This is a genomic window from Neorhizobium sp. JUb45, assembly GCF_004343585.1.
Classification (GTDB): Bacteria; Pseudomonadota; Alphaproteobacteria; order Rhizobiales; family Rhizobiaceae; genus Neorhizobium.
In genome coordinates, this window is the sequence record NZ_SLYW01000003.1 from 229,420 (window position 1) to 243,660 (window position 14,241).

Annotated in this window: 12 protein-coding genes; 10 read left to right on the plus strand and 2 right to left on the minus strand. The window is 60.0% G+C overall.

Features of this window, described 5'->3' with window-relative positions; genetic code table 11:
• Positions 1–22: 22 nt before the first annotated feature.
• Positions 23–1,195 carry an alanine racemase gene (locus EDF70_RS13630; RefSeq protein ID WP_132274254.1) on the plus strand — a complete coding sequence of 391 codons (1,173 nt, stop codon included), beginning with the start codon at positions 23–25 and terminating at the stop codon, positions 1,193–1,195.
• An 11-nt stretch (positions 1,196–1,206) separates the two neighbouring features.
• Here EDF70_RS13630 and EDF70_RS13635 read toward each other — a convergent pair whose 3' ends face one another.
• On the minus strand, positions 1,207–1,836 hold the full coding sequence (locus EDF70_RS13635; RefSeq protein WP_132274256.1) for a GntR family transcriptional regulator: 630 nt from the start codon (positions 1,834–1,836) through the stop codon (positions 1,207–1,209).
• Positions 1,837–1,953: 117 nt separating this feature from the next.
• Between EDF70_RS13635 and EDF70_RS13640 the strand changes: the two genes are divergently transcribed.
• From EDF70_RS13640 to EDF70_RS13665, 6 genes are all read left to right on the plus strand, one after another.
• The gene (locus tag EDF70_RS13640; RefSeq protein ID WP_132274259.1) at positions 1,954–3,381 is read left to right on the plus strand and encodes a M20 family metallopeptidase; all 1,428 of its coding nucleotides are present in this window, start codon (positions 1,954–1,956) and stop codon (positions 3,379–3,381) included.
• Complete coding sequence (locus EDF70_RS13645; RefSeq protein ID WP_132274262.1) at positions 3,378–4,097, plus strand: ABC transporter permease subunit; 720 nt, start codon at positions 3,378–3,380, stop codon at positions 4,095–4,097. The genes EDF70_RS13640 and EDF70_RS13645 overlap by 4 nt, the downstream gene beginning before the upstream one ends.
• A complete protein-coding gene (locus EDF70_RS13650) occupies positions 4,097–4,819 on the plus strand; it encodes an ABC transporter permease (protein ID WP_132274264.1) in 723 nt (240 codons plus the stop codon). The genes EDF70_RS13645 and EDF70_RS13650 overlap by 1 nt, the downstream gene beginning before the upstream one ends.
• Positions 4,816–5,598, plus strand: coding sequence for an ATP-binding cassette domain-containing protein (locus tag EDF70_RS13655; RefSeq protein ID WP_165932027.1), 783 nt, complete (start codon positions 4,816–4,818; stop codon positions 5,596–5,598). Before EDF70_RS13650 ends, EDF70_RS13655 begins: the two co-directional genes overlap by 4 nt.
• Before the next feature lie 37 nt (positions 5,599–5,635).
• Positions 5,636–6,481 carry a transporter substrate-binding domain-containing protein gene (locus tag EDF70_RS13660; RefSeq protein WP_132274267.1) on the plus strand — a complete coding sequence of 282 codons (846 nt, stop codon included), beginning with the start codon at positions 5,636–5,638 and terminating at the stop codon, positions 6,479–6,481.
• A 240-nt stretch (positions 6,482–6,721) separates the two neighbouring features.
• Positions 6,722–9,052: a TonB-dependent hemoglobin/transferrin/lactoferrin family receptor gene (locus tag EDF70_RS13665; protein ID WP_132274271.1), complete on the plus strand. Its 2,331-nt coding sequence runs from the start codon at positions 6,722–6,724 to the stop codon at positions 9,050–9,052.
• Positions 9,053–9,116: 64 nt separating this feature from the next.
• Here EDF70_RS13665 and EDF70_RS13670 read toward each other — a convergent pair whose 3' ends face one another.
• Positions 9,117–9,554, minus strand: a complete 438-nt coding sequence (locus EDF70_RS13670; protein ID WP_132274274.1) for an Lrp/AsnC family transcriptional regulator — start codon at positions 9,552–9,554, stop codon at positions 9,117–9,119.
• 115 nt (positions 9,555–9,669) lie between these two features.
• Between EDF70_RS13670 and rocF the strand changes: the two genes are divergently transcribed.
• From rocF to EDF70_RS13685, 3 genes are all read left to right on the plus strand, one after another.
• Complete coding sequence (gene rocF / locus EDF70_RS13675; RefSeq protein ID WP_132274277.1) at positions 9,670–10,590, plus strand: arginase; 921 nt, start codon at positions 9,670–9,672, stop codon at positions 10,588–10,590.
• A complete protein-coding gene (locus tag EDF70_RS13680; RefSeq protein ID WP_132274280.1) occupies positions 10,590–11,654 on the plus strand; it encodes an ornithine cyclodeaminase in 1,065 nt (354 codons plus the stop codon). The genes rocF and EDF70_RS13680 overlap by 1 nt, the downstream gene beginning before the upstream one ends.
• 304 nt (positions 11,655–11,958) lie before the next feature.
• Complete coding sequence (locus tag EDF70_RS13685; protein ID WP_132274282.1) at positions 11,959–14,049, plus strand: methyl-accepting chemotaxis protein; 2,091 nt, start codon at positions 11,959–11,961, stop codon at positions 14,047–14,049.
• Positions 14,050–14,241 lie beyond the last annotated feature (192 nt).

Genomic DNA, 14,241 nt, shown 5'->3' on the forward strand with positions numbered 1-14,241 from the left:
CCGATCGCCTTCAAGGTTCGCCATGCCCGCAAATCCCGCCTCCTCGATCAACACCCCTCTCGATCTCACCACACGCTTCGTGGGATTTGCCGAACTGAATGAACCACGCGTGGTCATCGACGAGGCCGTCCTCAACCGCAATATCGAGGACATGGCCGCTCTGATCGGCGGGCGTGCGGCACTGCATCCGCATATCAAGACCCACAAGAGCCTCGAGATCGCCCGGCTGCAAAAACAGAACGGCGCGGCAGGCTTCACCACCGCCCGCCCCTATGAAGCGGCCATGCTGCTGCGCGACGGTCTTTTTCCCGTCACCATCGCCTACCCGCTTCTCAATCCGCTGACGATCGCCAGTCTGCTGCGGGAGGCAACGAGCGCCGAAGACATCCGGTTTGTTGCCGATAGCCACGAGACCGTGGAAGCGCTTGTTGCGGGTTCACAAGAGGCAGGACGAAAGGCGACGGTCTTCATCAAGGTCGATGTGGGCCTGCATCGCTGCGGTGTGGACCCGAATGGCGGCGCGGCTCTGGAGATTGCGGCCGCCATCGACAAAAGCTCCGACCTCGCCTTCGCCGGCCTGCTTTCGCATGCCGGTCATGCCTATGGCGCCGGCAATGCCGTTGCCATCACCGCGATTGCCGAAAGCGAACGCGCCATCATGTCCGCGCTACGCAAGCAGTTAGAGGCGGCCGGCCTTGATGTGCCGCGCGTTTCCGTGGGCAGCACGCCGACCATTGTCAGCAATGCCGGCTTCGACGGCATCGATGAAGTACGGCCCGGCAATTATGTCTTTTACGACCTTACCGCAGTGAGGCTTGGGCTGGTGGACCGCAACAATCTGGCGCTCGGCGTCGCCGCGCAGATTATCGCCGTCAACGATCATTACGCCATTGCCAATGTCGGCTCGAAAACCCTGTCTTCCGATCTGGGTGCACATGGCACGTCGGCGACAAAATCCTTCGGCGAAGCCTGGATGATCGGTCAGGATGAGCCGATGTCGGTGGCAAAACTTTCCGAAGAACACGCGTTTCTGGAATGGAGCGGCAAACGCCCCGCAGTCGGAACGCCTGTGCTCATACTCCCCAACCATTCATGCCCGGTCGCCAATCTCAGCGGCGGCATGCTGGTTCTCGGCGGCGAAAACGCACCTTCACGAGCGCTGCATGTAGAAGCTTTTGTCGGCAATTTCCGGTAGGAGTTACGGCGCTATTTCTGTCGGATGTGCTGCTCGACCAGCCGTTTCAACACGGCCTCATCCTTCGCCTGCAAAGCATCGACCATCTGGTGATGCTCAAGCGCTGACTGATCCACCCGCGCCCTCGTATGCCACTGCGAGACAGGCGCGGATGAGGTGCGCTGGCGCAATTCCGCAATGACGCCGTTCAGCTCCTCATTGCCGGAAAGATCGACGAACAGCCGGTGGAAGGCAAGATTGCCCTCATAGACCTCGAGCAGCGTGCCCGAAAGCGTCAACTCCTGAAAGCGAACCGCCAAAGCGCGCAGGTTTTCGACATCCGCATCACTCGACCGGGCGATCACTCTCGGCACGATACCGGTTTCCAGCATGATGCGGATTTCGGCAATATCCTCGGCCTGCCTGCCATCGGTGCGATAGACATGATAACCGCGATTGGGAACATGCTCGACCACGCGTTTTAATGCCAGCCGGTCCAGTGCGCGGCGGATTTCATTGCGGCCGCGACCATAACGGGTTTCGAGATCGATCTGCTTCAGCCAGACACCGGGAGCATAATGGCCAGCCTGGATGTCCTGCAGGATCAATTGGGTCGCGTCCTGCCCATCTTCCGCCTCGGTCACCGTGAGAGAGCCTGTCATCACCTACCTTTGAAACCCCGCATTTCTGCTTAAGAAACAATCAAAAATACATGTTGCGCAAATGTTATTCCGTCAATAGGATTGGTACCAATTTTGTTAATAAAAGAAATACCGCGCATGAAAAACTCCGATGCCGTATGGGAACTGGTCGATGAAAAGACCGCCGATTACGCTCGTTTGAGCGATCAGGTCTGGGACACGCCGGAAGTCAACTACGAGGAATTTTCGTCGTCCGACGCGCACGCGGCACAGCTCGCGGCCGAAGGTTTCCGCATCACCCGCAATGTCGCAGGCATGCCGACGGCGCTCATGGGCGAAGCGGGTGAAGGCGGCCCGGTAATCGCTATTCTCGGTGAATATGATGCCTTGCCCGGCCTCAGCCAGCAGGCCGGCCTTGCCGAAGAAAGCCCGCTTGTCGCCGGTGGCCACGGCCATGGCTGCGGCCACAACCTGCTCGGTTCCGGCTCGCTTCTGGCCGCCGCCGCCGTGAAGGATTATCTCGCCGCCAACAACATTCCCGGACGCGTGCGTTACTACGGTTGCCCGGCGGAAGAAGGCGGATCGTCGAAGGGGTTCATGGTCCGGGCCGGCGTGTTCGATGATGTCGATATCGCCATCTGCTGGCATCCGGCCGCTTTTGTCGGCGTCAACAATCCGGTGTCGCTGGCCTGCAACGAGCTGAATTTCCATTTCTCCGGCCGCGCCTCGCATGCCGCCGCCACGCCGCATCTGGGCCGCAGCGCCCTTGATGCCGTCGAACTGATGAATGTCGGCGTCAACTATCTGCGCGAACACATGCCGTCGAGCGCACGCGTGCATTACGCCGTCACCGATACCGGCGGCCACGCGCCGAACGTGGTGCAAGCGCGCGCCACAGTGCGCTACCTTGTGCGTGCCCGCGATCTTCCCGACCTTCTCGAACTGGTGGACCGCGTCAAGGACGTGGCCGACGGAGCTGCCAAGATGACCGGCACGACGGTAAGAAGCGAGATTATCAGCGGCGATGCCAATCTGGTCGGCAACACGCCGCTGGAAACCCTGATGCACAGCCATATCGAGCGTATCGGCCTGCCGGATTTCGACGACGCGGATCGCGCCAAGGCCGCCGAATTCCAGAAGACGTTCACGCCGGCCGACATCAAGGCTTCGTTCCAGCGCTTTGGCCTCAAGCCGCGTCCCGGCGTATCGCTCTGCGACGTGATCTTTCCGCCGGAAAGCGGTGACACATCGATCGTTGGCTCCACCGATGTCGGCACCGTCAGCTGGGTGGTTCCGACCGTGCAGGTGCGCGGCGCGACCTATGCGATCGGCACGCCCGGCCATTCCTGGCAGCTGGTCGCCCAGGGCAAATTGCCGGCAGCCCACAAGGGCATGGCGCATGCCGCCAAGGTCATGGCTTCCACTGCCGCCGACCTGTTTGCGCATCCGGAAAAAATCGCCGAGGCCAAGGCTGATTTTGCATACCGGCTGGAAGGCACGCCCTTCGTCAACCCGATCCCGGATGACGTCGATCCACCGCTGCCGCCCGCTCAGGACGCTGCATGACACAGCCCTCGCTTTTCGATCTGTTGGGCAGTGGCCCGGATGGCTGGGGCCCTGCCCTTGCCGCCGGCGCGCTGATGACGATCCTGATCGCGCTGGCGGGTTATGCCATCGGCATGGTGTTCGGGGCATTGGGCGCCTGGGCCAAAATCGCCGGCGGACCTGTCGCGCGCGGCGTTGCCGGCACCTATACGACAGTGCTGCGCGGCATTCCCGATCTTCTTGTCATCTATCTCTTCTATTTCGGTGGCAGCACGGTCATTTCGGCAATCGGCCACCTGTTCGGTGCAAGCGGCTTCATCAGCTTCCCCGGCTTTCTGGCCGGCGCACTTGCGGTTGGCGTCACCTCCGGCGCACAGCAGACGGAAGTGTTTCGCGGCGCCTACAAGGCGGTCCATAGCGGCGAACTGGAAGCGGCGATTGCCTGCGGCATGTCGCCCTTTCTGCGTTTTCGCCGCATCATTGCGCCGCTGACGCTGCGCCACGCGCTGCCTGGCATGGGCAATGTCTGGCAGGTGGTACTGAAGGAATCCGCGCTGGTATCGATCACCGGCGTGGTTGAACTGCTGCGCCAGTCGCAGATCGGCGCCGGCTCCACCGGCCGGCCTTTCGACTTCTATTTCATCGCCGCCATCATTTATCTCGCCATCTCGACCCTGTCGGGCGCGCTGCTGCAATTCGGCGAAAAGCGGTTCACCCGCGGCGTTCGGAGGGGCTGATGGATTTTGCTTTTCTCTACGAGACGTTCGTCACGCTGGTCTCGGCCATTCCGACGACGTTGCAACTGGCCGCGACATCCGTGGCGCTCGGCACCGTTCTCGCGCTTGGTCTGGCTCTATGCCGTCTCTCCGGCATTGCGCCGCTCGACTGGTTCGCCCGCGCATACATTTTCATTTTCCGCGGCACGCCGCTGCTGGTGCAGATCTTTCTGATCTATTACGGCCTCAGCCAGTTCCGCGAAGTGCGCCGCAGCATGTTCTGGTTCATCCTGCGCGATCCCTATTGGTGCGCGGTGATCGCACTGATGTTGTGCACGGCAGCCTACTCCGCCGAAATCATCCGTGGCGGGCTGTTGTCAGTCCCGCACGGTCAGGTGGAAGCCGGCCGCGCTTCCGGCATGTCGCGTTTTATGGTGTTTCGCCGCATCGTCATGCCGCTTGCCATACGCCAGTCATTGCCGGCCTATTCCAATGAAATCATCTCGATGGTGAAAGCGACCTCGCTCGCCTCGATCATTACCATCATGGAAATAACCGGCGTGGCCGCCAAGCTGATTTCCGAAACCTACAGGGCGATTGAGGTCTTCATCGTTGCCGGCGCGATCTATCTCGCCATCAATTTTCTGCTGATCCGCATCGTCGCCTTGATCGAATATCGCCTCAGCCCGCATCTGCGGCAGGCGCCTGTCCTGCCGCCCGTTGCCGCAGGAGAAACGAGATGACCGTCATGTCCAACATCACCACCACGCCGGCGATCGAAGTGCGTGGCCTGCGCAAGAGCTTTGGCCCGACAGAAGTGCTGAAAGGCATCGATCTCACCGCCCATGAAGGCGAAGTGATCTCGATCCTCGGCTCTTCCGGCTCCGGCAAATCGACCATGCTGCGTTGCATCAACATGCTGGAAACGCCTGATGCCGGCGACATCAGCGTCGCTGGCGAAAAGATCGCTCTGAAGCATGACGCGAAAGGCCGTGGCCAGATCGTCGATCGCCGCCAGGTGCAGCGCATCCGCTCGGAACTCGGCATGGTTTTCCAGAGCTTTAATCTCTGGTCGCACAAGACGGTGATCGAAAACATCGTCGAAGCACCGATCCATGTGCAGAAGCGCCCGAAGGCGGAAGCCATTGCCGAAGCCGAGGCGCTGCTTGAAAAGGTCGGCATTGCCGACAAGCGCAACCATTACCCCGCCCATCTTTCCGGCGGCCAGCAGCAGCGTGCGGCGATTGCCCGCGCGCTCGCCATGCGCCCGAAAGTGATCCTGTTCGATGAACCGACCTCGGCGCTCGACCCTGAACTGGTGGGTGAAGTTCTGCGCGTCATGCGCTCGCTGGCCGACGAAGGCCGCACAATGCTTGTCGTCACCCACGAAATGGGTTTTGCCCGCGACGTTTCCAGCCGGGTGATCTTCCTGCATCAGGGCGCGATAGAGGAACAGGGCAGCCCGCAGGAGATGTTCACCAATGCGCAATCGGAACGTTTTCGCAAGTTCATCAGCGGTTGAAGACTGAAAGATACCCAACAAGGAGACGGGGAACAAAATGACATTTCTGAAAACACTGGCTGCCGGCACGTTCGCAGCCCTCACACTTGCAACCGGCGCTCTCGCGCAGGAAAAGACGGAAATCACCATCGCCACCGAAGGTGCTTTCCCGCCCTATAACCTGACCAAGCCGGACGGCACGCTCGATGGTTACGACGTCGAGTTGGCGCATGATCTGTGCGCCCGCATGATGCTGAAGTGCACGATCGTTGCCCAGGCATTCGACGGCATGATCCCTGCCCTTAACGCCGGCAAGTTCGACGCCATCATGGCCGGCATGTCGGCTACCGACAAGCGCAAGGAAGTCATCGACTTCTCGATCTCCTACGGCAGCACCGGCCAGGCGTTTGCGACGCTGAAGGACAGCGACCTGTCGAAAATGCCGCTGAAGGATGCGCTGTTTTCGCTGACCACCAACGAAGCCGGCGCCCGCAAGGCCGTCGAAGAGCTGAAGCCGCTCCTGAAGGGCAAGGTCATCGGCGTGCAGAGCGCCTCGATCGGCGCCCGCTTCATCGACGAATACCTGTCGGACACGGTCGAGAAGCGCGAATACAAGACCACCGAACAGCACGATCTCGACCTTCTGTCGGGCCGCGTTGACGTGATCATGGCGTCGATGGGTTATCTCATCAAGGCCGTCGAAAAGCCGACCAACAGCGAGATGGAAATCGTCGGCCCGCGTTTCCAGGGCGGCTTCCTCGGCGCCGGCAGCTCGGTCGGCCTGCGCAAGAGCGACACCGCGCTGAAGGCCAAGTTCGACGAAGCGCTGACCGCTGCCATCAAGGACGGCACCGTCAAGAAGCTCTCGGAAAAGTGGTTCGGCTTCGACCTGACCCCGCAATAAGCTTTTTAAAAAGCGAACAGCAAAAAGCCGCGGCACCGATGTGTGTCGCGGCTTTTTCGTTTTGGAGGTGAAAACACGCATCTGCGTGATTGTTGATAAATGGCAGAATAGTGACACTTATCATGCAATCAATAAACATGAGTATTTTAGTCAGATTCAAACTTGACTCATTGACGAATGTTTTCCTAGCTAGGGACGAACGTTTCCAGCGGGGAAATCACTTCGATTTTGGGGCAAACAATGCAGTCGAAACTCTTCAGATCGCGCCTTCTCATTTGCAGCACGGCCATGGTGTCGGTGATGTGCGCAACAGTTACAGCGCTGGCTCAGGACACCACACAACAGGCTGAGACCCAGCTTGGACCGATCGTCGTTCAGGGCCAAGGCGGCGGCATTGCGGACGCCCCGGCGTCGCCCCTCACCCAGCGCACCGATCGGGTGGTCATCCAGCAGCGCATGGTCACCGATTTCAAGGATTTTGCTCGGCGTGTGGATGCCGGTGTCAACTTCAACAGCCAGACGAACAGCATCAACCTGCGCGGCCTGCAGAACGATCGCGTCCTCACGACGCTGGACGGCATCCGCGTTCCGTGGCTCGTCGATCCGCGCTCTTCTGCACAAGGCGGCGTAAACTCGTTCGATTTCGATAGCCTGTCCGCTGTGGACATTACCAAGGGAACGGATTCCAGCCGTTATGGCTCGGGCGCGCTCGGCGGCGTTGTCGAACTGAAGACGCTCAACCCGGAAGACCTGATCGACGGCAAGAAGAACTGGGGTGCCGTGGTCAAGAGCACCTATGACAGCGGCGACGAAAGCTGGGGCAACAATGCCGCCGTTGCCGGCCGCTTCAACGATACCTGGCTTCTGGTACAGGGCGGCTACAAGAAGGGTAACGAGACCGGCAATGAAGGCACGATCGGTGGATATGGCAGCACCAGAACGGAACAGAACCCCGGTGACTTCGACCAGCGCAACATTCTTGTAAAGCTGCACCAGTATCTCGATGGCGGCCATCGTTTCGGCCTGACCGGTGAAATCTTCAATCGCGACGAAGATTACAGCAACATGCGCGGCACGACATCGTCATATCAGCCGGGTTCGCTGCAATCGGGCGAAGAGGTAGATCGCAAGCGCCTTTCGGCATCTTACGATTTCATCTCGCCCGACAACAGCGATTGGCTCGATCAGGCCAATATCGTTGGCTACTGGCAGAAGCAGACGATGAACAACACGACCGACGGTTTTCGTCTTCAGGATGGCCGTGCCGCCCTGCCTGCAATCCCTGCTATCCCACGCATTGGTTACGCCGGCACGGCCAGCGGTTCAGCGCTCTATTATGGCCTGCCCACCGGTGTCTATCAGCGTGATAACCAGCTTGAGCAAACGAGCTACGGTCTGAGCGGCAACGCATCCAAGGCAGTGGATCTCGGCGGCCTGTCCAACACGTTCCGCTTCGGTGGCGAAATCTATTGGCAGGACACGCACCAGTATTCCGCAGGCGTCGACAATTGCCCAGATGTCGACTGGTCCACGGTTCCGCAATATATCGTGCCCGGCGGCACCAGCCTCGGCCCGCAAAGCTGCCGCATGCTGCACTCGAATTCGTCAGATATGCCCGACGTCGATAGCGTCACATTCGGCATGTATGTCGAAGACGACATCAAGTTCCTCGATGATCGTCTGACCATCACCCCTGGCCTGCGTTTCGACTATTACGAGCACTCGCCGAAGAACACGGCCGCCTACCAGAGCAGCCCTCTGTTCGACACCGATTATCTGGAAGGCACCAGCGATTCCCGCTTCTCGCCCAAGCTGCGCGCAGCCTTCAAGGCAACGAACGAGCTGGAACTTTTTGCGCAGTGGTCACAGGGTTTTCGTGCACCCAGCGTCACCGAGCTTTACCAGACCTATGGCGCACCGGGCTCCTACGCCCGCATCGGCAACCCCGACCTGAAAACCGAGACCAGCAACGGCTTTGAAATCGGCGCCAACTACAAGGCGACCGACTACAGCATCTCGGCCACCGTCTTTAACAATTACTACCGTAACTTCATCGATCAGGTAACCCTTGCACCGCCCGGCGGAGATTTCCCGGTCGGAGGCATTCTGGGATACGACAATCTCAACCGCGTCCGCATCTACGGTATCGAACTTGCCGGCGAATGGCAGTTTGCCAATAATTGGCGGACATGGGGTTCGTTCGCCTGGTCGCACGGCAAGGATACGGACACCAATCAGTACCTGAATTCCGTTGCCCCGCTTCGCGCCATCACCGGTCTTGGTTACTCTACCGACACCTGGGGAACCGACGTGTCGTTGACCATGGCGTCGGCGCGCAACAAGACCAGCGGCACCGGCTTCAAGGCACCGGGTTACGGTCTGGTGGACACGACCTTCTGGTGGCAGCCGGAACAGATCGAGGGCCTGAAAATTCAGGCCGGTATCTTCAACATCTTCGACAAGAAGTACTACAACGCCATCGACGTTCCTGACGGCACGGCGCTGGCTTCCAGGGACTTCTTCAGCGAAACAGGCCGTTCATTCCGCGTTTCCGTTACCAAGAAGTTCTAAATCGCTACAGATACCGTGCCGGCCGGACTGTTACGCAGTCCGGCCGATTTCATTTTCAGACCAATCACAACCGCGCCTTGGTGCTCCTCGGCGTCGCCAGCAACAGGTTCGTCTCGCTCGCGGTTATGCCCGGCACAAGTCGCACCCGGCGCAGCACATTGTCGAAATCCGCCAATGTCGCCGTCCCAAGTTCGACGATCAGGTCCCAGCGTCCATTGGTCGTGTGGATCTCGGAAATCTCCGGAAAACCGCCCAGCGCCTGAATGACGCGATCGGCAACACGCCCCTCGATCTCCACCATCATGATGCCACGCACCGGCAGTTCCACTGTGTCAGCCCGCAGGATGACGGTGTAGCCGATGATGTTGCCGCTCTTTTCCAGCTTTTCCATGCGCGCACGCACCGTCGCCCGCGATGTTTTCAGATCGGCGGCAAGATCGGATATGCTGCGGCGGGCGTCGTGACGCAAAAGCGTCACCAGTCTGTGATCGAATTCATCCATGTGCAGATTGATAAATCATGCTGCCGAAATGGAAAGCCATTTCGATATTTTTGGCAAATATATCTATTCAATCTGCCAGCCTGCCATGATCTTTTCCATTCAACGGAGTAAAAACATGCATTGCAGATTGATCGGCATCCCCCTTCAGGACGGCGCATCGCGGCTTGGCTGCGAAATGGGGCCGAGCGCCCTGCGTGTCGCCGGCATCCGCACGGCGCTGGAAGACCTTGGTCACGAAGTCACCGATATCGGCAATGTAGCGATCGATGACGTGCCGGATGTGCATCACCCGAACCCCGCGCTGCGCAACCTGCCGCAGATCGTCGCCTGGACGCAGCTGTTGAGCGAAGTCGCCTATCACGAGAGCAGCAAAGGCATGCCGATCTTTCTGGGCGGCGATCACGCGCTGTCTGCCGGAACGGTGCCGGGTGTGGCGCGGCGTGCAGCCGAACTGGGGCGCCCTCTCTTCGTGCTCTGGCTCGATGCCCATACGGATTTCCATTCGCTGGACACCACCACCAGCGGCAATCTTCATGGCCTGCCGGTTGCCTATTACACCGGTCGTGCCGGTTTCGACGGCTATTTCCCGCCGCTCTCTCATCCGGTCGATCCGGCAAACCTCTGCATGATCGGCATTCGCAGCGTCGATCCGGCCGAGCGCAAGGCCATCAAGCAGACGGGTGTTACCGTTCACGACATGCGCACCATTGATGAACACGGTGTCGCCGTGCTGTTGCGTCGCTTTCTCGAACAGGTCGAGGCCGCGAACGGTCTTCTGCATGTCAGCCTCGACGTCGATTTCCTCGACCCGGCGATCGCGCCCGCCGTTGGTACCACGGTTCCGGGCGGCGCCACCTTTCGCGAGGCGCATCTGGTGATGGAAATGCTGCATGACAGCTGCCTCGTCAGCAGTCTCGATCTCGTCGAACTCAACCCCTTCCTCGACGAGCGCGGCCGCACCGCCACGCTGCTTGTCGATCTCACCGCCAGCCTGATGGGCCGCACCGTCATGGATCGCCCGACGAGGAGTTACTGATGACTGCCGAACAGAACCTCAACATCGTCCCCTTCGTCAGCGTCGAGAACATGATGGATCTCGTGCTCACGACCGGTACGGAAGCCTTCCTTCGCGAACTGGCGGCCTATGTGGAGGAGGATTTCCGGCGCTGGGAACTGTTCGACAAGGTGGCGCGCATCGCCTCGCATTCGCGCGACGGCGTGATCGAGTTGATGCCGGCCAGCGACGGAAAACTTTACGCCTTCAAATACGTCAACGGCCACCCCAAAAATACCCGCAGCGGCCGCCAGACCGTGACCGCTTTTGGCGTGTTGTCGGATGTCGACAGCGGTTATCCGCTGCTTCTGTCGGAAATGACGATCCTGACGGCGCTTCGCACCGCAGCCACCTCCGCCATTGCCGCAAAATATCTGGCACCCAAGGGCGCAACCACCATGGCCCTGATCGGCAATGGTGCCCAGAGCGAGTTTCAGGCGCTGGCCTTCAAGGCACTTCTCGGCATCGACACACTGCGGCTCTACGATATCGACCCATCCGCCACCGAACGCTGCCGCAAAAACCTCTCCGGTCTCGGCCTGACCATCACATCATGCCGATCTGCCGAAGAAGCGGTCGAAGGCGCGCAGATCATTACCACGGCCACGGCCGACAAGCGCAATGCCACCATATTGACCGACAACATGATTGGCCCCGGCGTGCATATCAACGCGGTCGGCGGCGACTCGCCCGGCAAGACCGAGCTGCATCGGGACATCCTGCTGCGCGCATCGATCTTCGTCGAATATCCGCCGCAGACGCGCGTCGAGGGAGAAATCCAGCAATTGCCCGCCGACTATCCGGTCACGGAATTCTGGCAGGTGGTAGTCGGGCAAAAGACAGGCCGGGAAAGCGACGGCCAGATCACGTTGTTCGACAGCGTCGGCTTTGCAACAGAGGACTTTTCGGCACTTCGCTACGTCTATGACAAGCTGCATGGCGGCAACGGTTTTGAAAAACTCGACCTTGTTGCCGACCCCGATGAGCCGCGCGATCTTTTTGGCATGCTGCTGCGCCGCGCGGCGATGCCGGCAGGCAGTATCTAGACTTCAGGGGGCATCGCCCACCCGACGCCACCACAGCCAATAGTCGTAATAATCCGGCCACTTCTACAATCCAGAAGAAGCACTTGATGTCGGGCACATGACAATAGAATCGAATTCGACGACCGGGCCTTCTTGGCCTGATACATTTTCATCTTCTTTAATTCAAATTTAAACTGAATACCGTTCTCTCCGCCGCAGTGCAGATTTCCTGGCACCGCGCGCATGAGGCGTTGCGACCGAGCCCGAGCGGGCATGCCCAACAGTCAATTCCCCCGTCGTTCTCCGTCGCCCAAGGAACTTCTGCTTGTCCAAGAAAACCAATCTGATGACGCGCATTCTCATTGCCGCGTCTCTTGTCGTCGTTGCCGCGTTTGCCGGCTTTTCACTGTATATCGACAGTCTTCAGCGCGCTGCTGTGGCCGAGTCGGTTGCACACAACATGGATTCCTCGGGCAAGCAGGCGGCCCAGAGCATTTCCAACTGGCTCGGCGGCCGCGTCATGCTGACCGACACCGTGGCCAAGGGTATGGAAAAGGCCGAAACCAATGCCGCCAAGATGGCTGTGCTGAACAACCCCGTTCTTGCCAGCCAGTTTCTGTCCACCTATTTCGGCGGCGAAGACGGCATCTTCATCCAGTACCCGGACATGGCGATGCCCGCCGAATACGATCCGCGCAAGCGTCCCTGGTACAAGGGCGTCGTTGCGACCGGCGGCCCGGTGCTGACGGAACCCTATATCAGCGCATCGACCGGCCAACTGAACGTCACGGCCGCCGTGCCGGTCATGGTCAACGGCAAGCTGGTCGGCGTCACCGGCAGCGACTTTTCGTTGGAATCGCTGGTCACGGCCATCAAGTCCATTGATGCCGGCCCGAAGGGTTATGCCTTCCTCGTCAACAAGGCCGGCAAGATCCTGATCCACCCGGACGCCAAGATGATCGACAAGACCATCGGCGAACTCTTCCAGGGCACCGCGCCCGCCATGTCCACCACGATCTCCGAAGCGCAGACGGCCGGTGAAATGAAACTCGTCAGCTTCCTGCCCGTCGCCGGCCTGCCCGGCGCGGAATGGAGCATCGGCTTCGTCGTTGACGAAGAGACCGCCTATGCCTCGATCGGCGAGTTTCGCATCGCGGCAACCATCGCTACCCTTCTCGGCGTCGCCGCCATGATCGGCTTCCTCGCCACTCTGCTCAGCAGCCTTGTCGTCAGGCCGGTCACGCAGATGACGGCGGCCATGGAAGAGCTGGCCAGTGGTCACCTCAATGTCGCCATTCCGGGTGAAAGCCGCACCGACCAAATCGGTTCGATGGCAGCGGCCGTTGCCGTGTTCCGCACCAATGCACGCGAACGTCTGCGTCTGGAATCCGACGCCGAGCAAAACCGTTCGCTCACCGAACAGGAACGTAGCGAGCGCGAACGCGTCACAGCCCGCAACAGTGCCGATGTCCGCTTTGCCGTCGATGCGCTGGCCAAGGGTCTTGCCCATCTGTCGGATGGCGATCTCGAATATCGCATCTCGACACCTTTCGTTGCCGACCTCGATCGTCTGCGCGAAGACTTCAACGGCTCGATCACCAAGCTCAATGCCGCCCTGACCAAGGTCGGTCACAACGCCCGCGCCATCGATGCCGGCGCCAGCGAAATCCGCCATGCGGCCGACGATCTTGCCCGCCGCACCGAACAGCAGGCAGCCTCGGTGGAAGAAACCGCAGCGGCTCTGGAAGAGATCACCACGACCGTCAAGGATTCGGCACGTCGCGCCGAGGAAGTCGGCCGTCTGGTCAACCGTACCCGCGACAATGCCGAGCAGTCCGGCAATGTGGTGCGCAACGCTGTTCGCGCAATGAGCGGCATCGAACAGTCCTCGTCGGAAATTTCCAACATCATCAGCGTCATCGACGACATCGCGTTCCAGACCAACCTTCTCGCCCTGAACGCCGGCGTCGAAGCAGCCCGTGCCGGTGAAGCCGGGAAGGGTTTTGCCGTCGTTGCCCAGGAAGTCCGCGAGCTGGCCCAGCGTTCGGCAAATGCCGCCAAGGAAATCAAGGCGCTGATCACGACCTCCGGTTCGCAGGTCCAACAGGGCGTCACTCTCGTCGGCGAAACCGGCAAGGCGCTGGAAACGATCGCTGCCGAGGTTCAGGAGATCAACGGCCATATCGCCGCCATCGTCACCGCCTCGCGCGAACAGTCGACAGGCCTTCAGGAAATCAACACCGCCGTCAACACGATGGACCAGGGCACGCAGCAGAATGCCGCCATGGTCGAGGAACAGACGGCCGCAAGCCATGGTCTGGCTTCGGAAGCATCGGCATTGAAGGCGTTGCTGGCGCAGTTCCGTCTCGGCGGTGCTTCGGATGGATCACGCAACGGCTACAGCCGCGCCGCATAAAACGGCAGCTATCATCATCGACAACCAGATGGCCGGAGTAAAATCCGGCCATTTTGCATTTGAGAAGCCTGATCGAGACATCGGCGCGCAATCATGCGTCAACACGCATGTCGGTCAGAACGGATCGCTGGAAGAGATGAAAACTGCACACGACATGGCGGCACAAAGCTTGCGCCTGTCGGCAGGAGAAGG